At 72.0% G+C, this 18,948-nt stretch carries 18 protein-coding genes; 7 read left to right on the plus strand and 11 right to left on the minus strand.

What is annotated here, in order from left to right; translation table 11 throughout:
* Nucleotides 1-321: 321 nt before the first annotated feature.
* A complete protein-coding gene (locus IEY91_RS15815) occupies nt 322-2,280 on the plus strand; it encodes a glycoside hydrolase (protein WP_189174397.1) in 1,959 nt (652 codons plus the stop codon).
* An 87-nt stretch (nt 2,281-2,367) separates the two neighbouring features.
* Here IEY91_RS15815 and ddaH read toward each other — a convergent pair whose 3' ends face one another.
* Together ddaH and IEY91_RS15825 are read right to left on the minus strand one after the other, a co-directional pair.
* Nucleotides 2,368-3,195 carry a dimethylargininase gene (ddaH, locus tag IEY91_RS15820; RefSeq protein WP_373287951.1) on the minus strand — a complete coding sequence of 276 codons (828 nt, stop codon included), beginning with the start codon at nt 3,193-3,195 and terminating at the stop codon, nt 2,368-2,370.
* A 153-nt stretch (nt 3,196-3,348) separates the two neighbouring features.
* Nucleotides 3,349-3,600, minus strand: coding sequence for a DUF6243 family protein (locus IEY91_RS15825; RefSeq protein WP_229696982.1), 252 nt, complete (start codon nt 3,598-3,600; stop codon nt 3,349-3,351).
* A 166-nt stretch (nt 3,601-3,766) separates the two neighbouring features.
* Between IEY91_RS15825 and IEY91_RS15830 the strand changes: the two genes are divergently transcribed.
* Entirely contained in the window at nt 3,767-4,399 is a 633-nt protein-coding gene (locus tag IEY91_RS15830) for a TetR/AcrR family transcriptional regulator (protein ID WP_189174398.1), read from the plus strand.
* Here the strand turns inward: IEY91_RS15830 and IEY91_RS15835 are convergent.
* Nucleotides 4,378-5,229, minus strand: a complete 852-nt coding sequence (locus IEY91_RS15835; RefSeq protein WP_189174399.1) for a glycerophosphodiester phosphodiesterase — start codon at nt 5,227-5,229, stop codon at nt 4,378-4,380. The two genes, IEY91_RS15830 and IEY91_RS15835, sit on opposite strands and share 22 nt — an antisense overlap.
* 170 nt (nt 5,230-5,399) lie before the next feature.
* Here IEY91_RS15835 and IEY91_RS15840 point away from each other — a divergent pair, with 170 nt between their 5' ends.
* Nucleotides 5,400-6,185: a bifunctional DNA primase/polymerase gene (locus IEY91_RS15840; protein WP_189174400.1), complete on the plus strand. Its 786-nt coding sequence runs from the start codon at nt 5,400-5,402 to the stop codon at nt 6,183-6,185.
* A gap of 52 nt (nt 6,186-6,237) precedes the next feature.
* On the opposite strand, the gene IEY91_RS15845 is transcribed toward IEY91_RS15840, so the two are convergent.
* The 5 genes from IEY91_RS15845 to IEY91_RS15865 all read right to left on the minus strand — a co-directional run bounded on the left by IEY91_RS15845 (nt 6,238) and on the right by IEY91_RS15865 (nt 11,241).
* Nucleotides 6,238-7,212 carry an SCO2278 family lipoprotein gene (locus IEY91_RS15845; protein WP_189174401.1) on the minus strand — a complete coding sequence of 325 codons (975 nt, stop codon included), beginning with the start codon at nt 7,210-7,212 and terminating at the stop codon, nt 6,238-6,240.
* Between the two features lie 36 nt (nt 7,213-7,248).
* Nucleotides 7,249-8,091, minus strand: a complete 843-nt coding sequence (locus tag IEY91_RS15850; RefSeq protein ID WP_189174402.1) for an FTR1 family iron permease — start codon at nt 8,089-8,091, stop codon at nt 7,249-7,251.
* Nucleotides 8,092-8,228: 137 nt separating this feature from the next.
* Nucleotides 8,229-9,074, minus strand: a complete 846-nt coding sequence (locus IEY91_RS15855; RefSeq protein WP_189174403.1) for a heme ABC transporter ATP-binding protein — start codon at nt 9,072-9,074, stop codon at nt 8,229-8,231.
* On the minus strand, nt 9,071-10,159 hold the full coding sequence (locus tag IEY91_RS15860; protein ID WP_189174404.1) for a FecCD family ABC transporter permease: 1,089 nt from the start codon (nt 10,157-10,159) through the stop codon (nt 9,071-9,073). The genes IEY91_RS15855 and IEY91_RS15860 overlap by 4 nt, the downstream gene beginning before the upstream one ends.
* Before the next feature lie 2 nt (nt 10,160-10,161).
* On the minus strand, nt 10,162-11,241 hold the full coding sequence (locus IEY91_RS15865; RefSeq protein WP_229696983.1) for a heme/hemin ABC transporter substrate-binding protein: 1,080 nt from the start codon (nt 11,239-11,241) through the stop codon (nt 10,162-10,164).
* 51 nt (nt 11,242-11,292) lie between these two features.
* On the opposite strand from IEY91_RS15865, the gene IEY91_RS15870 reads away from it, so the two are divergent.
* From IEY91_RS15870 to IEY91_RS15880, 3 genes are all read left to right on the plus strand, one after another.
* Complete coding sequence (locus IEY91_RS15870) at nt 11,293-12,867, plus strand: HtaA domain-containing protein (RefSeq protein WP_189174405.1); 1,575 nt, start codon at nt 11,293-11,295, stop codon at nt 12,865-12,867.
* 85 nt (nt 12,868-12,952) lie between these two features.
* Entirely contained in the window at nt 12,953-14,521 is a 1,569-nt protein-coding gene (locus IEY91_RS15875; RefSeq protein WP_189174406.1) for an HtaA domain-containing protein, read from the plus strand.
* A 130-nt stretch (nt 14,522-14,651) separates the two neighbouring features.
* Nucleotides 14,652-15,356: a PhzF family phenazine biosynthesis protein gene (locus IEY91_RS15880; RefSeq protein ID WP_189174407.1), complete on the plus strand. Its 705-nt coding sequence runs from the start codon at nt 14,652-14,654 to the stop codon at nt 15,354-15,356.
* A 94-nt stretch (nt 15,357-15,450) separates the two neighbouring features.
* Here the strand turns inward: IEY91_RS15880 and IEY91_RS15885 are convergent, their stop codons facing one another.
* Complete coding sequence (locus IEY91_RS15885; protein WP_189174408.1) at nt 15,451-16,128, minus strand: biliverdin-producing heme oxygenase; 678 nt, start codon at nt 16,126-16,128, stop codon at nt 15,451-15,453.
* 232 nt (nt 16,129-16,360) lie between these two features.
* Complete coding sequence (gene map, locus IEY91_RS15890) at nt 16,361-17,218, minus strand: type I methionyl aminopeptidase (RefSeq protein ID WP_164325630.1); 858 nt, start codon at nt 17,216-17,218, stop codon at nt 16,361-16,363.
* Nucleotides 17,219-17,299: 81 nt separating this feature from the next.
* Here map and IEY91_RS15895 point away from each other — a divergent pair, with 81 nt between their 5' ends.
* Nucleotides 17,300-17,527 (plus strand): hypothetical protein, encoded by a 228-nt coding sequence (locus IEY91_RS15895; RefSeq protein ID WP_189174409.1) that lies wholly within the window; start codon nt 17,300-17,302, stop codon nt 17,525-17,527.
* Nucleotides 17,528-17,623: 96 nt separating this feature from the next.
* Here IEY91_RS15895 and IEY91_RS15900 read toward each other — a convergent pair whose 3' ends face one another.
* Nucleotides 17,624-18,898 (minus strand): MFS transporter, encoded by a 1,275-nt coding sequence (locus tag IEY91_RS15900; protein ID WP_189174410.1) that lies wholly within the window; start codon nt 18,896-18,898, stop codon nt 17,624-17,626.
* Nucleotides 18,899-18,948 lie beyond the last annotated feature (50 nt).

Raw genomic sequence — 18,948 nt, forward strand, 5'->3', positions numbered from 1 at the left:
TCTCAGGGCGCGGGGGGTGGTTGTGGCCCTCGCGGGTGCGCCCCAGTCCCGCCCCTTCCCGTAACCAGGGGGCTGCCGCCCCCTGGACCCCCGCTGTCGGCCTGGACGGCCTCGTCCTCAAACTCCCCCAAGCTCTTAAGGAGCAGGGGGGACCCCCTCGACAGGCTGAAAAATCCAGCCTCTCCGGCGTTTGAGGAGCGGGGGTCTGGGGGCAGAGCCCCCAGTTTCGGGAAGGGGCGGGACTGGGGCGCCACCCGCGAGGGCCCACCCACCCCCGCACCTCTTAGAACCCTCTTAAGCCCACCCACTATCCACAACCCCATGCCCGTCAAGCGCACATTCGCCCTGGCCCTGGCCGTCTCCCTGACCGCCGCGGGAGCCACCCCGGCCGCCACCGCTCAACCACGCGACCACCACGTGGAGTTGCCCATGGACGGCGGCACAGCCGTCATCGACCCCGCCACCCTCGCCGTGACCGCCCGCCCAAGCACCGGCGGCCACCCCCACCGCCTCTCCGCCCCCGCGGCCACCCACCTCGGCCGCCCCGGCCGAGTGCACCGCGCCGACAACGGCAAGGCGGCGCACTGGAGTTACCCCACCCGAGGCCTTGAGGCCAGTGCCCGGGCCGATCGCGGGCGGCTCTCGCTCACCCTGACCGCCCACCAGAACACCAAGCTCCGCTGGCCGGTCACGGAGGCCCAAGGCTCATCCGGGAGTCTCCAACTTCCCCGAGGGGAGGGGCTCGACATTCCTACGGCCGACCCGTTCTGGACCACCGGCAAGGAGAAGCTCGCGGGCACCACCCTCGACATGGGTGCCGATCTGACCCTGCCCCTGTGGGGCTACTCATCAGGCCGCCGCCAGCAGGGCGTCAGTTATCTCATACCTACCGATATCGGGACCTCGCTCACGTTCGACACCACCCCCGCCGGCCACCTTCGCACCGCCGCCGCCCACACCTTCGACAACGGCGGCGCCACCCGCACGTACAAGGTCACCTTCGCCCTCACCGACGGCAGCCCCACCGCCCCCGCCGCCGACTACCGCTCCTACCTCGCCGAACGCGGCCGCCTCGGGAGTCTGGAGGGGAAGATCCGGCGGAACCCGGCGGCGAAGCGGCTGCTCGGCGCCTTCCACGCCTACGTGTGGGGCGAGGCCCGCACCCCCGCCGGGATCCGCCGGCTGCGCGGGCTCGGGGTGGACCGGATGTGGCTCGGGTACGACGCCGGGCCCGACCCCCTGGGCAAGAAGGCGGTCGCCGCCGCCAAGAAGGCGGGGTACCTCGTCGGTCCGTACGACACGTTCGCCAACGGGCAGGACCCGAAGACCGCCGACAGCCCCACCTCCGTGTGGCCCGGCACGGTCTACCCGGACTTCTGCGTGCGCGACGCCGACGGCAAGCCGCACACCGGATTCGGCGGCCGCGGCTGCTACTTGAGCTCCGCCGCCTTCGAACGCGCCGAGCCCGCCCGCCACTTGCTCGCCGACCGCACCAAGTCCATGGTCCGCAACGGCGCCGACAGCTACTTCCTCGACGTCGACGCCACCGGTGAACTCTTCCGCGACCACTCCGCCGCGCACCCCATGACCAAGGCGGGCGACCGCGCCCACCGGCTCGCCCGGATGCGGCGCATCGCCGACTCCGGCCTCGTCCTCGGCTCGGAGTCCGCCCAGGCCTGGGCCAACAAGGCCGTCGCCTTCGACCAAGGCAGCGCCACCCCCGTCGCCGACGGCATGTGGGCGCTGCAGAAGGACCGAGAGAAGTGGGGCGGTTATTACCCGGAGAGCGCTCCGGGTATTTTCTTCAAGCCGGTTCGGCTTCCCGCCTCTCTTTCCAAGGCGATGTACGACCCCCGCTACCGCGTCCCGTTGTACGGGACAGTCCTGCACGGCTCCACCGTGAGCGTCGAGCGCTGGGAGCTGTCGTACGAGAAGCTGCCCGCCGAGAAGACCCGCCGCGCGCTGCTCGCCATGCTCTACAACCGGCCGCTCAACTACGTCCTCGACGGCCCGGCGATCACCCGGCACGGTGCGGAACTCGCCGCCCTGCAGGGGTACTTCGCGCCGCTGCACCGGGCCGCCGGCACCGAGCGGCTCACGTCCTTCCGGCACCTCACCGCCGACCGCGAGGTCCAGCGCACCGTCTTCGGCGACGGCACCCTCACCGTCACCGCCAACTTCGGCAAGAAGACCCACGCCGGCCTGCCCGGCGGCTGCGTCGACGCCCGCCTCCGCACGGACGACCACCCGCGCCGCCTCTGCCCGGCCGACCTGGGATGACGATGACGTAGACGTAAGCGCAAAAAAGAAGGGTGCGGGTGGTCGTCCTCGACCGTCCGCACCCCCTTGCGCTGCGCGCGCCACGCGCTACTCGCCGCGCAGCTCCTGCGTACAGCACTTCACGCTGCCGCCGCCCTTGAGCAGCTCGCTCAAGTCCATCGCGATCGGCTCGTAGCCCCGCTCGCGCAGCGGCTCGAAGAGACCGACGGCGGCCTGCGGGAGCAGGACGTGCAGGCCGTCGGAGACCGCGTTCAGGCCGAGCGCGACGGCGTCCGGCTCCTCGGCGATCAGCGCGTCGGGGAACAGGCGGCGAAGGACCGCCTGGCTGCCGGGCGAGAACGCGTCGGGGTAGTACATGACGTCGTCGGTCCGGTCGTCGAGGACCGTGAGCGCCGTGTCCAGGTGGTAGTAGCGCGGGTTCACGAGGTCCAGGCCGATCACCGGGCGGCCGAAGACCTCCTGGGCCTCGCCGTGCGACAGCGGGCTGGCGCGGAAGCCGCGGCCCGCGAGGATGTACGAGGAGGTGACGGCGAAGTCGCCCTCGCCCTCGTTGATGTGGGTCGGCTCGTGGACCTCGGCGAAGCCGTTGGCGCGGAACCACTCCAGGTGTGCCGCGGCCTCCGGCCGGCGCTCGGGGTGCACGAAGCTCGCGCCGAGGACCCTGCCGTCGACGACGGTCGCGCCGTTGGCCGCGAAGACCATGTCCGGCAGGCCCGGGTGCGGCTTCAGCTCCTCGACCGTGTGGCCGAGCGAGCGGTATCGGTCCCGCAGGTCCTCCCACTGGGCGACGGCGAGCGGGACGTCGACGGGTTTGGCGGGATCCATCCACGGATTGATGGAGTACGTGACCTTGAAGTGTGCCGGTGGGCACATCAGGTAGCGCCGGGGTGTGGCGCGCCGGGCGACTCGATGCAACGAAGGCTCCTCACGGACCGCAGGGTGCTGTTGCTGCCCATGGTGCGGTCTGAGGAGCCTTCGCGCAGTGATCTGAGCCGTACCTTCTGATGTGCGGGTCGGTATTTGCTCATGAACCGGGCGTTCCGGGGTCGCGAACCGGACATTTCGGGGTCATGAGCCTTCGTTCTGCGACCCGTCTTCCCGGGTGTTCTCCGATCCTTCCTCCCGGGCGCTCTCCGGCCCTTCCTCCCGGGCGTTCTGCGATCGCCCCTCCTGGAGCTTGCGGAGCAGTTCGCGCTTCTGCTCCTGCGGGCTGAGCCCGCCGCCGACGCGGCTCCCGTCGCGGCCGCCGCGCAGGGCCTTGCGGGAGAGCTTGCTGCGCGTGCCGCCCACGCCGAGCATTCCGGATCCGCCTCGCGACATTTCGTACCTCCGTAGATGATTGACCTTCTGGCGAGACGTATCGTCTCGCTTCATCCATGACTTTAAGCGAGACGGTCCGTCTTGTCGAGTGATTTACGGGTGGCCGGGGCTACTCGCGGGAGGTTGGTGAGACGCGGCGTCTCGCCTCGCTGCTACATTCGATGTCATGGCCCAGAAAACCGCCCCTGACTCCACGCGCCGCAGCGAGCGCTCGCGCCGCGCGATCTACGAGGCCGCTCTCGCCCTGGTCGGCGAGGTCGGCTACCCGAAGATGACCATCGAGGCGATCGCCGCCCGCGCCGGTGTCGGCAAGCAGACCATCTACCGCTGGTGGCCCTCCAAGAGCGCCGTCCTGCTCGACGCCTTCTTCGACCTGTCCGAGCAGGCCTCCGCCGAGCTCAGCGAGAAGGCGGGGCTCGACGAGGTCGCCACCGCCATCCCGGACACCGGCGACCTGGAAGCCGACCTCAAGTACGTGCTGCGCGCCACTGTCGACGAGATGACCGACCCCAAGTTCGACGGGCCGGCCCGTGCCCTGGCCGCCGAGGGCGTCGTCAACGAGCAGCTCGGCGTGGAATTCGTCGAGAAACTGCTCGAACCGCAGCTCCAGCTCTACGTCGACCGGCTGCGCGCCGGACAGGAGCGGGGCGAGGTGGCCCCCGGCATCGACCCGCGCATCGCACTCGAACTGTGGACGGGACCGCTCGCCCAGCGCTGGATGCAGCGCACCGGGCCGCTCACCCACGCCTACGCCGACACCCTCGTCGAGTACGCCCTCTACGGCATCGCGCCCCGCTGAGCCCCGCGCCGCACCGGCGTACGCGAAAGCCGCCCCGGCGCGTCCGTGATCACGCCGTCGCAGCCGAGCCGCAGCACCCGGTCGCGCTGGCGGGGCGTGGTCACGGTGTGCGCCCACACCCGCGGGACGCCGGAGTTGACCGCGCGCAGGAGATCCACGTCACGTGCCTTGTAGTCCACGTCCAGGACGTCGAGGAAGGACGCCCAGCGGGCCGGGCGGTCGGTGCGGAGCTGGGTCCTCGTGCGCCACAGCTGTGCGAGCAGGCCCAGGTCGTGGGCGCGGCGGGCGACCTCGGGCTTGTTGGAGTTCACGAACACCGAGCGGGCCAGGCCGCGCGCGTGGATCATCGCGCCGAGCCGGAGCAGGCCCTCCTCGTCCTTGGCCTCCAGCATCAGCACGATCCGGCCGCCGAAGCGGTCGAGCACCTCCGCCACCGTCGGCGGCCGCTCGGCCCGCCAGCGGCCCGGCACGCCCGCCGGCGGCCGCAGCCGCACCTGCCGCCACTCCCGGCCGTTGAGGCCCCGCACCGGTCCGGTCGTGTACGTGGTGCGGTCCAGGGTCGCGTCGTGCATCACCACGAGCGTGCCGTCGCGCAGTATCCGGGTGTCGACGTCGAGGACCTGCGCGGTGCCCCGCTCGTACGCGGCCACCAGGCCGGACATGCTGTTCTCCGGGACCTCCAGGGCGCCGCCGCGGTGCGCGGTGTAGACGACCTCGGGGAGCGCGTCGACGGTGAGGGGGCCGCCGCCCCACTCCAGGGGGGTCATGAAGCCGGCCGGCCCGACGAGGGCCAGAGCGGTGAGGCCTGTCAGCACAGTCCTAGTGACCATGGCGAACACCGTAGGTGGGCGATTCACCGCGCAGTGTGAAATGACGCGCTATGTCACCCGGCGGCTGGCATCGCCCCAGGTACCCCGGATGTGGACTACGGCCACCCGGGGCGCAGGATGGTGGGACCATAGGTCATGCTGATCCGCACAACGGCGAGGTGAGGGGATAGATGGGCGCAGAGCACGGCGGCCGGTCGTCCGGCGCGCAGAGCAGGATCTCCCAGTGGCTTCGCCGCCGCGGGCGCACGGGCGCCGACAGCGGGGGAGCGGGCGCGGCTTCTCAGAGGAGCGCCCGCCGCGAGGACCTGCTGCTCGCCGTCGCCGCCGCGGGACTGCCGCTCGCCCCCGCCGCCCACCCGGCCGGGTACCGATGTTCCTGCGACCGCATCGGCTGCCCCACCCCCGCCCGGCACCCCGTGTCCTTCGCCTGGCAGACGCAGTCCACCACCGACCGCGCCCAGATCGAGCGCTGGGCCCGGCACCAGCCGCAGGCCAACTTCATCACCGCGACCGGCATGGTGCACGACGTCCTCGACGTGCCCCTGGACGCGGGCCGCGCCGCCCTGGCCCGGCTGCTCGCCGCCGAGGTGGAGGTCGGCCCCGTCGCCGAGTCCGAAGGGGTCGGCGAGCAGGGGCGGATGCTGTTCTTCACCGCGACCCGCGGCACCCCCGAGGACGAGGACGAGTGGTGGCCGTGCGAGCTGGACTGCCACCCCGAGACGATGGACGAGCACCCCGGCCTGCGCTGGCACTGCCGCGGTTCGTACGTCCTCGTGCCGCCCGCGCGCCTGCCGGGCGAACTGGCGGTCGGCTGGGTCAGGGGCCCCGAGTTCACGCTGCCTGACCCGCTGACGCTCCTGGAGATCCTCACCGACGAGTGCGCGCGGTACGCGGGGGAGACCAAGGACGACGCGGACGACGGGGCGGACATCGGGGCCTGGCCGCTGCGGGGCTAGCCCGCTCGGGCAGGTGGCCGGGGCGGGCGCTCACGGCAAGGCGGTCGCGCGCCTACTCGCCCTTCGCCCCCACGAGCCCCTGCATCCGGCTCAGGACCGTCACCTTCCCCGAGCCCTCGGGGTCGACGGCCACCTGGTTCGAGACCCGCTCCAGGGTCACGGACTGCTTGGCCTCGCCCTTCATCAGGGCCTTCACGTCCGGCTCCACGGTGACGTCGGTGCCCTTGGACGCGGTCTGCTTCTCGTAGTGGTGCGTGGTGAAGAACACCAGCGCGCCGCCGTCCTTCGTGCGCAGGCCGACGGGGGCGAACGCGCCGCCGTTCCGCGGCTCGTCGATGTACTGGACGGCGAGGCCGAGCCGCCTCTTGTTGCGGTCGCGGGCCGCCTTCCACTGGGTGGTGTGCGGGCCGGGCGTGAAGGTGTCGCCGCCCGACTTCAGGAACGCCGTGTACTCGCCGCCGAGCCGCCGCGGCGCCACCGCGAGACCGGACGCGGCCACCGCGACCGGCTCCACATGCCCGTCCTCGTCCTTCTTCAGGTCCGGGAGCCGGTCCTGCTGGATCAGGTTGAGATACGTCGCCTGCCACAGCCCGTCCGCGTCGGCGCGGGTGAAGACGATCAGCCAGCGGTAGCCGTGCGGCTTGCGGTTGGCCAGCGCGTCCACGACGAACCACCGCGGCCAGCCGGCCTTCTTGGGGATGGAGTACGTCACGTCCGTCAGCTTCAGCGGCACGTGCCGGGCGTTGCCGTCCGGGTTCTGCGTGTGCCGTGCCTTCAGGCCCGCCTGGTTGATGGCGCCGAGGGGGCCGGTGACGCGGGACGCGTTCAGGGTTGGGTCGTACGCCTTGTCCGCCTTGTTGTAGGCGGTGAGGAAGTCCTTCAGCGCGCGGGCGGCCTCGGGCCTGGTCGCGGTGCGTACGACCTCACGCTCGCCGTGCACCGTCACGCACCCGCTCGCGGTCAGCGAGAGCACCGCCACCGCCGCCGCGTACGAGACCGGCCGGCCGAGTCTGCGAACCCTGCTCATCGGATGTCCTCACCTACCCCTTCCCGGGCCCGAACCCTATCGGGGCCCGAAAGGCGCCCGACGCCGGGCTCCGGCAAGGCGCGGGCGGCCCCGCGACGGCACGAACAACAACGCGAGCACCGCCATCAGATACAGCGCCCACACCACGATCTGCGTCACCGTCGGGCTCAGCCGGAAGCCGAACGCGGCGTCGAGCAGCACGACGTACCAACTGTCCGGCGGGAACGTCGCCGCGATGTCGTACGCCTTGGCCTGCAGGCCGCCGAGAAGCTCGGCCTCCTGGAGATGGCGTACGCCGTTCGCGAGCACGCCCGCGGTCACCACCGCCGTGGTCGCGCCCGCCCACCGGGGGAACGCCGCCTGCCCGGCGCGCACGAGGCCGCGGGCGCAGAGCCATCCCAGGGCCACCGCCATGAGCAGGCCGAGCACAGCACCGGCCAGCGGAGCGTGCGTCCCGTCACCGGACGCCCGCACGGTCCCCCAGAAGAACAGCGCCGTCTCCACACCGCAGGAACCGACGACGAAGAACGCCGCCGCGGCCGGCACTGAGGCGTGCTGCCGGGCCGCCGGGGCACTCTCGCCGGGCGGCTGGGCCTGTGCCTCCCGAACCATCCCGGCCGCCACCCACGTCACAAGCACCACGGCCGCGAGCGACAGCCAACCCCCGTACGCCTCCCGGGCCTTGAACGTCAGCTCCTGCGAGCCGAAGGTCAGCGCGCAGCCGAAGCCGAGCGCCATCGCCACCGCGGCACCGGCACCGCCGCCCACCGCGCGCAGCGCCCCGCGCCGCCCCGCCCGCACCAGATGCGAGGCGAGGACCCCGACGAGCACCGCCGCCGCCAGGCCCCCGCGCAAACCGATCAGAAAGGTGTCGAACATCCCCGCCCCCGCGTCCCTTTGGTGAACAGGGACAGCATGCGACACGGGTTCGAGGCCGCGTCGGCCGCCTCAGGTGCTCCGCGCCGGCCGGTTCAGGTGCCCGTGTCCGCCGCCTCACGTGCCCCGCGTCCGCCGCGTCAGGCGTCCCGCAGCGGAGCCACCAGTGGCGCCCCCGTCCGCGGGTGCGGGAACACCTCGATGGGCTGGCGGTACACGTCCGACAGGAGCCCGTCCTCGAATACGTCGCCGGGGGCGCCGTCGGCCGCGACGACCCCGCCGTCCAGGACCACCGCGCGGTCCGCGTACGCCGCCGCGAGGCCCAGGTCGTGCAGGACGACCACCACGGCGTCGCCCGCGGCGGCCCGTTCGCGGCAGACCCGCAGGACCAGTTCCTGGTGGCGCAGGTCGAGGGCGGCGGTCGGCTCGTCGAGCAGAAGGAGCGGGGCGCGCTGGGCGAGGACCCGGGCCAGGGCGACCCGGGCGCGTTCGCCGCCGCTGAGCGCGGAGAACGGCCGCGCCGCGAACGCGCCCACCTCCGTGGCAGCCATCGCCTCGCGCACGATCCGGTCGTCGTCGTCCGCGAGCCGGGTGCCCGCCCAGGGCGCGCGGCCCATCCGTACGACGTCCTCGACCGGGAACGGGAAGGAGAGCGTGGCCGACTGGGGCAACACCGCGCGGCGCAGGGCGAGTTCGCGCGGGGGCCAGTCCGTCGCCACGCGGCCGCAGACGGAGACCGTGCCGCCGTGGGCGGGCAGGTCGGCGGCGAGCGCGGCGAGCAGGGTCGACTTGCCCGCCCCGTTGGGTCCGACGAGGGCGAGCACCTCGCCCGCGTGGGCCCGCACGTCCACGCCCTTCAGGACCTCGGCGCCGCCCAGCCGCACCCGCAGACCTTTCGTCTCGGCGAGCACGTCGCCGGGGGCGACGGGGCCGGGCAGTACCCGGTCGCGTACCCCGAAGATCCGTCGGCCTACCGTCCCGATCATGCCCAACCCCCTTGCTTGCGGCGGGTCCTGCGCAGCAGCCAGAAGAAGAACGGGCTGCCGAAGAGCGCGGTCAGCACGCCCAGCGGCAGCTCGGCGGGAGCGGCCACGGTGCGCGCCGCGAGGTCCGCGCCGACGAGGACGACCGCCCCGCCGAGCGCGCTGCCCGGCACCAGGAACCGGTGCCCGGGACCCGCCGCCATCCGCAGCAGATGCGGCACGAGCAGCCCCACGAACGTGATGATCCCCGCCACCGCCACGGCCGCCGCCGTGAGCAGCGCGACGACCAGGACGAGCACCATCCGCAGCTTCTCCACGTCCACGCCGAGGTGCCGCGCGGGCCGTTCCCCGAGGGCGAGCAGGTCCAACTTCCGTGCGTACAACGGCGCGACGAGCAGCCCGGCACCCGCGCACGGCAGCACCGCGAGCACCTTCGGCCAGGTCGCCTGCGACAGCGAACCGAGCTGCCAGAACGTGATCTGCGTGACCTGCGCGTTGTCCGCGAAGAAGAGGAAGAGGCCGATGAGCGCGCCCGCGAAGGCGTTCACGGCGATGCCGGTGAGGATCAGCGTCACGACTTCCGTACGGCCGCCGTCCCGTGACAGGACGTACACGAGCAGCACGGTGGCGAGCCCGGCGACGAACGCGCACACCGTCACCGTCCAGTTCCCGAAGAAGCTGAGCCCGAGCGCGATGGCGGCGACCGCGCCGACCGCCGCGCCCGCCGAGATCCCGATGACACCGGGCTCCGCGAGCGGATTGCCGAACACGCCCTGCATCAGCGCGCCCGCGCAGCCCAGCGACCCGCCCACGAGCAGCGCGAGAGTCACCCGCGGAAGCCGCACGTTCCACAGGACGCTCTCGCCGACCCGGTCGAGCGCGTGCCCGCCGAGGCCGATCCGGTGCTGGACGGAGGCGAGGACGTCGCCGAGCGGGATGTCGTACGCGCCGATCCCGACGGACAGCAGGCTCAGGACGACGAGGGCGGCGACGAGGCCGGTGGTGAGGAGGTACGGCGCGCTCCGGCGTGCCGTACGCGCCTCCTCGCCCGCGGCCTTGTCCGTCTCCTCGACCGGTCTGGTGGCCACGCTCACTTGGCGTCCTTGTAGAGCTGCTCCACCAGGGACTTGAGGACCTGGTCGGTGCGCGGGCCGTAGTTGAGCAGGACGCCGTCCTCGACGGACACGACGCGGCGGTCGAGGCCCGCGGGCGTCTCGGCCACGCCGGGGATCTTCACCAGGCCGTCGATGCCGCCCACGGAGTCGAGCCCCTTCGTCATCACCAGGATCGCGTCCGGCGCGGCCTTCGCGAGGGCCTCACTCGTGATCGCCGTGAAGTCCTTCTCAAGCCCGGACTCCTTGCCCGCGTCGACCGCGCCCGCCGCTTCGAGCAGCGAGCCCGCGCCGGACTCGCGCCCGCCGAGGAGATATACGGAGGCCGACCCGCGCAGATACAGGAACGCCACCCGCGGCTTCTTCGCCTGCGCGGGCACGGAGTCCCGCACCTTCGAAATCCGCTGCTCCGTACGGGACTTGAGCTGCTGGCCCGCCTTCTCGACGCCCAGCGCCTTCGCCACCGCCCCGATGCGCGGGCCGACGTCGGCGAGGCTCTTGGCCGGTTCGAGGACGACGAGGGGGATGCCCGCCGCGCGGATCTGGTCGATGGCCTCGGCGGGTCCCGTCGTGGTGTCCGCGAGGACGACCGTCGGCTTCAGGGACAGCACGCTCTCCGCCGAGACGTCGTGCGCGCGCGTCACCACCGGCAGCTTCTTCGCCTGCTGGAAGGTGGCCGTGATGTCACGGGCCACCACGTTCTTGCCGAGGCCGAGGGTGAACACGATCTCGTTGAGGCTGCCGGTGAGGGGCACGATCCGGTCGGTGTCCTTGACCGTGACCCGTTTGCCGTCGGCGGACTTCACGGTCACGGGCAGTTTCGCCTCGGGCGTGCCCGCCAGCGGCTCGACGCGGTCGGCGGGCGCGGCCTTGGCCTGCGGCCCGCCCTTCGGGGAACCGCCGTCGTCCGACGATCCGCATCCGGTGAGGGTGAGGACGAGTACGGCCGCCAGAGCGCCGATCGTGCCGCCCGTCCGGAGTGAGCGCGGTCTGCGTGCCAGTGAGCGGGGCTTGCGCACCGAAGTCCACCGTCCTGTCGTGGGGTTCCCCGTAGTCATGATCGTAGATTAGGTTAGCCTTACCTTAGAGGCTAGACCCGGAGGGGTTCCATGTCGTCGTCGAGACAGTCGGCGGTGCGTCGTCGTGCCCGCATCCGCGCGGGAGTCGTGGTCGTGGTGGCCGGACTCGCCGGAGCGCTGCTGCCGACGACCGCCGCGCACGCGAAACCGCGCACCGTCCAGGGCGGCAGGCTCGACTGGGGCATCAAGTCCTCGTTCCAGAGCTATGTCACCGGTCCCATCGCCAAGGGCAGTTGGAACCTCCAGGGCGGCGCGGCGACGGTCGGCGGCAGCCAGTTCCGCTTCCACTCGGCGAAGGGTTCGTACGACGCGGGCAGTGGCGCCTTCACGGCCGCGTTCTCCGGCGGCGTGCACTTCACCGGGCACAAGAAGGGCGGTTCGTACGCCCTCGACCTGACGATCAGCCGTCCCACCGTCAAGGTCTCCGGCGGCTCCGGCACCCTCTACGCCGACATGGTCAGCAAGGAGAAGGGCACCGGCAAGGTCACCTCGACCGCCCAGGTGCCGCTCGCCTCCCTGAACGTGTCCGGCATCAACATGAAGGGCGGCACCGGCCCGATCGCCCTCACCAACCTGCCCGCGACGCTCACCGCGCAGGGCGCGAAGGCGTTCGCCGGGTACTACACGGCGGGCACGAAGCTCGACCCGGTGAGCCTGTCGACGGACTTGGTGGACGCCAAGTCGCCGCAGCAGCCCGCGGACAAGCCCGACAAGAAGCCGGGCAAGAAGTCCGGCGACAAGGCGGACGAGAAGAACAAGAAGGGCAAGGCCGCCGGGCGCATCGAGGACGCCGCCGTCGACTGGGGTGTGCGCCGCACCTTCCGTGAGTACGTCTCCGGGTCCATCGCCAAGGGCAAGTGGACGCTGTCGTCGGGCGCCCAGGACGGCGGCGCGCTGTTCCGCTTCCCGCGCGGCGAGGGCACGTACGACGAGAAGAAGCGCACGCTGGCCGCGGACTTCACCGGCGCCGTCCGCTTCACCGGCAAGCACGGGCTCGACGTCGGGCTCAGCGAGGTCGCCGTCGGCGTGAAGGACGGCAAGGGCACGCTGTACGCCGATGTGAACAGCGGGGCCGGCCCCGGCCTCCGCAAGAAGAAGGCCGCCCTCGTCACCTTCACGGCCGGTGAGTTGAAGGACCTCAAGCCGCGCGACGGCCTGATCTCCGTCACCGAGGCCCCCGCGAAGCTCACCGCCGACGGCTCCAAGGCGTTCGGCTCCATGTACAAGCCGGGCACCGAGATGGACCCGGTCTCGCTGGCCGTCGCCGTCGACGACGAGGCCCGCCTGCCCGCCCTGCCGGACCTCGGCTCCGCCGCGGCGCCCGGCGCGAAGAAGCCCGCGGCAGGGGCGAAGTCGGAGCGGGCGGCCGGAGACTCGGCATCGGCATCGGCCTCGTCCTCGGATGACTCCGACGGCTCGTCGAAGGCCCTGCCGATCACGCTCGCGGCGGTCGCGGCCCTGCTTGTCGCGGCGGCGGTGGCGTTCCGGTGGGAGCGGAGGCGGCGGCTCGCCCGTGCGGGGGCGGGTGCTTCCGCCGAGTCCTCTTCCGGTTCGGCCGGGTCGTCGTCCTCCGGTTCCGCCGAGCGCCCCGGCCCCGGCGAGTAACTTCCGCTTCCCCGTCCCCACGCTCTCCCTCCCCACCCTCCCCATCTCCCCCTTCCCCCTTCTTCCCCTACGAGGAGTACTGACCATGGCAGCCACCCGCCGCCCCATAGCCCGCGCGGCCGCCGTCGCGACGGCCGTCGCTCTCGGCGCCGCCGCGCTCGCCCTGCCCGCCGTCGCGGCCGAAACCCCGGTCGACGCCCCGGCCGAAGCGCCCGGCACGGCCGCCGCACAGCAGGCGCCCTCGGCCTTCACCATCACGGACGGCACCCTGGAGTGGGGTCTGAAGGAGTCCTTCCGGAAGTACGTCACGGGCATGGCGCACGGCAAGATCACGGCCGGTGGCGGTGCCAAGCAGGCGCCGGACAACGGGGTGTTCACGTTCTCCGGCGGCAAGGGAACGTACGAACTCACCGGGCACGTCCTGAAGGCCGCCTTCAAGGGCGATGTGCGCTTCACCTCGACGGTGCACAAGTTCGACATCAAGATCGCCGACGTCAAGGTGCACACCAAGGGCAGGACCGGCGCGATCCAGGCCGACGTCAGCCTCAACGGCGCCAAGCAGAACGACATCGACCTCGCGAAGCTGGACCTCACCGACGTCCGGCCCGGCCAGGGCCAGGGCGGCGCGATGACGTTCAAGGACATCCCGACGACGCTCACCGCGAAGGGCGCGAAGGCGTTCAACGGCATGTACCAGGAGGGCCAGGTCCTCGACCCGGCCACGCTGACGGTGAAGACCGGCGGCCCGGCCCCGCAGCCGACCCCCACGGACAAGCCGACGAAGCCGACGCCCAAGCCGACGAAGCCGACCTCGAAGCCCAAGCCCACGCCCACGAAGCCGACTTCGAAGCCGTCGTCCCCCGCCGGCGGGACGGTGGGCGACAAGGTCGTCGGCGGCAAGCTGTCCTGGGGCCTGAAGGAGTCCTTCCGCCGCTACATCTCCACGGGCGGCAGCGTGCAGGCGACCGGCGGGGCGAAGAAGACCTCGGCCGGGTACGACTTCCCGCACGCCAAGGCGGCCTGGAACGCCGGGGCCAAGAAGATCGACGCGTCCTTCGGCGGCAGCGTGCGGTTCCTGTACAAGGGCCACGGCATCGACATGAAGTTCAGCGACTTCAAGGTCAAGGCGCGCGGCAAGACCGGCACGCTGACCGTGGACGTGAACGCCCAGGGCCGCACCAGCAACGACGTGAAGTTCGCGACCCTCGACCTCGCCCGCGCCTCCTACAAGGCGAAGGGCGACGTCGTCCTGCTCAGCAAGGTGCCCACGCGGCTCACGGCGGCGGGCGCCAAGCAGTTCGAGAGTGAGGCGGCCGGATCGCCGTACCAGAAGGGCGAGAAGCTCGACCCGATGACGGTCGCGCTCACCCTCTCCGCCGGTGCCAAGGTCCCCTCGTCCTCGGGCGGCGGATCCGGCGACTCCGCCGACTCCGGCGCGGCGGGCGGCGGCGCGGGAGCCGGGAGCGGTTCGGTCGGCGGCGGCAGTGTGGGCGGCGGTGGCTCGGTCGGCGACACCGGGTCGCTCGCCCAGACGGGGTCCAGTACGCCGTCGGGGGCGCTGCTCGGGGTCGCGGGCGCGGTGGTCGTGGCCGGTGCCGGTGCGGTGTACGCGGCGCGGCGGCGGCAGCCGGTCGTGCGGGGCGGGCACGCCTGAGGAACCCCTGAACCCCTGACGACTGCTTGAACGGGCGGCGGGCGTACGGCACTTGAGGTGTCGGACGCCCGCCGCCCGGCGTTCGGGACGCGCCGGGCGGATGAGGCTTCAACGATGCTTGAATGCGCGGGTGAACGAAGAGGAATTCGAAACCGGTGTGGCTGACGTGCACCACGGTGTCGACGTCGTACGGGTCTTCTGCGCCCCGGATGGGCGGTACGGCAACGAGCTCGGGGTGGTGCGGGACGGGTCGCGCGTGGCCGCGCGGGCGGACCGGCAGGCGCTCGCCGCGAAACTCGGCTTCAGCGAGACGGTGTTCGTCGACGACCCCGAGCGCGGGGCCATCGACATCTACACGCCCACGGCACGGCTGCCGTTCGCCGGGTACCCGTGCGTCGGTACGGCGTGGCTCCTTGACGTGCCCGAGCTGGTGACCGACGCCGGGGTCGTCGAAGCCCGGCAGGACGGGGAGTTCAGCTGGATCGCGGCGCGGGCCGACTGGGCGTCGGGGCGGACGCTGCGGCGGTACGCGTCGGCGGCGGAGGTGGAGGCCCTGGCCGTGCCGCCGGCGGGGGAGTGGGTCTACGCATGGGCGTGGGAGGACGAGGCCGCGGGGCGGGTGCGGGCACGGGGGTTCCCCGGGCGCGGGGACGGGATCGTCGAGGACGAGGCGACGGGGGCGGCGGCGCTCGCGCTCACCCATGAGCTGGGCCGGGCTCTGAACATCACCCAGGGCCGAGGCTCCCAACTCCTCACGGCACCGGGCCCGGACGACCTCATCGAACTGGGCGGCCGGGTGACGTTTCCCCGCCCGCCCAGTCTCGCCTGGACCTGATGCCGGGGAAATGGAGCCCGTCCGGCGATTGAGGACGAGCGCGAAGCGCGATGCCCCTACGGCACCCCCGGTTGGGGGCCACAGGCGGGGCGGCTCAGGCGGATAGCGGGAACTCGGCCCCGAGCTCCCGGAAGAGCGCCGTGTTCAGGGCGAACGCGCGCTTGCACTCGTCCACGATGCGCTGCTTCTCCAGCTCGTCCGGGACCACCAGGTCCAGGCCGTCGAGCAGCTCCCGGTAACTCCGCTTGAACTCGGCGGGGTTGGCGATGCCCTCGAAGACGTAGAACCGGACGCCGTCCCCCTTGCGCGCGAAGCCCCACGTCTTCTCGGCCTTGCCGCGGATGATCTGCCCGCCGGACAGGTCCCCGAGATAGCGCGTGTAGTGGTGGGCCACATACCCGCCGGGCCACGTCCGCGCGCACTCCTCGACCCGCGCCGCGTACGCCGCCGTGGCCGGCAGGGCGGTGAGGCCCGCGCGCCAGCCCTCGCCCCGCATGTGCGCCAGGTCCCGCTCGATCTCGGCGACCCGCAGCAACTCCGGCCGTATGAACGGTCCCGCCACCGGGTCGTCGCGCAGGGACTGCGCGCCGTCCTCCAGCGCGCGGTACACGAACCACAGCTGTTCCGTGTACCTCGCGAACGCGTCCACGCCGAGGCGGCCGCCGAGCAGGTCGCCCATGAACGTGGACGTCTCCGCCTCGGTGTGCTGTTCGTGGGACGCGGTGCGGATGAGCGTCGAGAACGAGGTGGGCTGGGTGAGCGCCGAGTCCATGGGGACCTCCGAAGCCGAAGAAGGGCGGGAACCAAGGTGGCCAGGACCGATCATCCAAGGTTAGGCTTACCTAAGTCAACTGGTTCCCGACATCCTGTCGGTAAAAACGTACCCCGGATGCGATGAGGGATGCGTAAGTGGTCGTACGAGCTGCTGCCTGAGCGAACAAAAGGGCCGGGTCCGTCCGGACCCGGCCCTTCCCTTGCGTGCGGCCCCCGTCCGGGGGCACGGCTCACGGCAGCGTGAGGATCTCCGCGCCGGAGTCCGTGACCACCAGCGTGTGCTCGAACTGCGCCGTCCGCAGCCGGTCCTTCGTCACGACGGTCCACCCGTCGTCCCACATGTCGTACTCGTGCGTACCGAGCGTCAGCATCGGCTCGATCGTGAAGGTCATGCCCGGCTGGATGACCGTCGTCGCGTGCGGGCTGTCGTAGTGCGGGACGATCAGGCCGGAGTGGAAGGACGTGTTGATGCCGTGGCCGGTGAAGTCCCGGACCACTCCGTAGCCGAAGCGCTTGGCGTACGACTCGATGACACGGCCGATGATGTTGATCTGGCGGCCGGGCCTGACCGCCTTGATGGCGCGGTCGAGCGACTCTCGGGTGCGCTCCACCAGGAGCCTGGACTCCTCGTCGACGTCTCCGACGAGGTACGTCGCGTTGTTGTCGCCGTGCACGCCGCCGATGTACGCCGTGACGTCCAGGTTCACGATGTCGCCGTCCTTCAGGACGGTGGAGTCGGGGATGCCGTGGCAGATGACCTCGTTGACCGAGCTGCACAGCGACTTCGGGAAGCCGCGGTAGCCGAGCGTCGAGGGGTACGCGCCGTGGTCGCACATGTACGCGTGCGCGATGCGGTCCAGCTCGTCGGTGGTCACCCCCGGCGCGATGGCCTTCGCGGCCTCCTCCATCGCGCGCGCGGCGATGCGGCCCGCGGTCCGCATCAGCTCGATGGTCTCCGGGGTCTGCACCTCCGGTCCGGTGTACGGCGTCGGCGCGGGCTTGCCGACGTACTCCGGGCGCCTGATGTTTCCGGGCACGGGGCGGGCGGGAGAGAGCTCCCCTGGTACGAGCAGTGACTGGCCAGACATGTCAGCGAGTCTAACGAGCGCCAGTGGGGCAGCATGGCGAGTGCCCGTGGGGCAGCATTACGGGAGAGAGAGGAGCCGGACATGGCCCTGTTCAAGAAGCGGACCGTCGGCAAGCCGGGTGAGTGGTACTACTGCCTGGAGCACAAGAAGGTCGAGGAAGGGCCGGACTGCCCGGGCAAGGACCGCTTCGGTCCCTACGCCTCCCGCGAAGAAGCCACCCACGCGATGGAGACCGCCGCGGAGCGGAACCTTGAGTGGGAGACCGATCCGCGGTGGCACGACGCGTCTGCGCGTGGCGACGACGATTGACCTGGCGCTGTACCTCGCCTGCGGCCCGGTGGGGGCTGCCGGGCGTAGGCCCAGGCCGACGGGGCGTTTCAGGTGGCCTGGGCACACGTGGGCGGGCTACGTCGCCGTTGCGGTTGCTGCTTCGCGGCGGAGTTTTGCGTCGGGGTCCGTCGATGCGTCGTACCGCAAGAGGGACGGCATCGCCGTCGCCAGTGCGGCCACGGCGCCTACGCAGACCAGGCCGCCGGACCAGATCGCCGGGCGGGTGCCGGACCAGCCGGCCGCGGCGCCTGCGCGGACCTGGCCCAGTTGGGGGCCGACGCTGTAGGAGAGGACCTCTATTCCGGCGAGGCGGCCGCGCAGGCCTTCGGGGATGGTCTGGTTCCAGATGGTGGAGCGGGCCAGGCCGCTCAGCATGTCGCCCGCCCCGGCCAGGGCCAGGCAGACCAGGACCAGCCAGACGTGGGAGAGGACGCCGGCCAGCGTGATGGCCAGACCCCAGCCCGCCGCCCCGCACACCACGAGCACCCCGTGCCGCCGCACCCGCGACGTCCACCCGCTGGTGAGGCTGAGGGCCAGGGATCCCACGGCCCCGGCCGCGTACATGAGGCCCAGCGCCCACTCCGCGTCCAGATCGTCCGCCAGGAACGGGAAGATCGTGTTCGGGAAGGCGAACAGCATCGCCACGCCGTCGATCGCGTACGTACCGAGAAGGACCGGCCGCGACCACGCGTACCGCGCCCCCTCCGCGAGCCCCCGCAGCGACGGCTTCTCCGCGTCGTGCGCGGCGGGCGCGGGCGAGAGCCGGGTGCAGAGCGCGACTGACACGGCGAAGCCGACGACTGTCACCGCGTACGCCCACGCGTGCCCCGCGTAGGCGACGACGACACCCGCGAGCGCGGGACCGGCGATCGCCCCGACGTTCCAGCGCAGCGAGTTGAGCGCCGCGGCGGCCGTGAGCTGGTCGTGCGGCACGATGCGGGCCATCAGCGAGTCGAGCGCGGGCCGCTGGATACCGGCGAGACCCGAGACGCCCGCCGCGACGACGTACAGCGGCCACAGCATCGGCTGCGGAAGCAGCGCGTTCACGAACAGGACGACGGCCAGCAGACCCAGCGCCGCCTCGGTAAGGAGGATCACCTTGCGGCGGTCCACCGCGTCGGCCAGCGCCCCGCCGTACAGACCGCAGACGACCAGCGGCACCAGCTCGACGGCACCCATCGCGCCGACCGCGAGCGGCGAGTCGGTGAGGTGCTTGATCTGCAGCGGCAGGGCGATCATCGCCATGAAGCTGCCGAAGTACGTGACGAGCCCCTGCACCCACAGCAACCGGAAGTCGCGGGTGGAGCGCCAGGGGGACAGGTCGGGCAGCAGCGCGGCGAAGCGTTTCACAAGGGGTCATGCTCAGCGGAGGGCACGACGGGGCGCAAACGATTTGTTGG

It is taken from the genome of Streptomyces lasiicapitis (assembly GCF_014646335.1).
Classification (GTDB): domain Bacteria; phylum Actinomycetota; class Actinomycetes; order Streptomycetales; family Streptomycetaceae; genus Streptomyces; species Streptomyces lasiicapitis.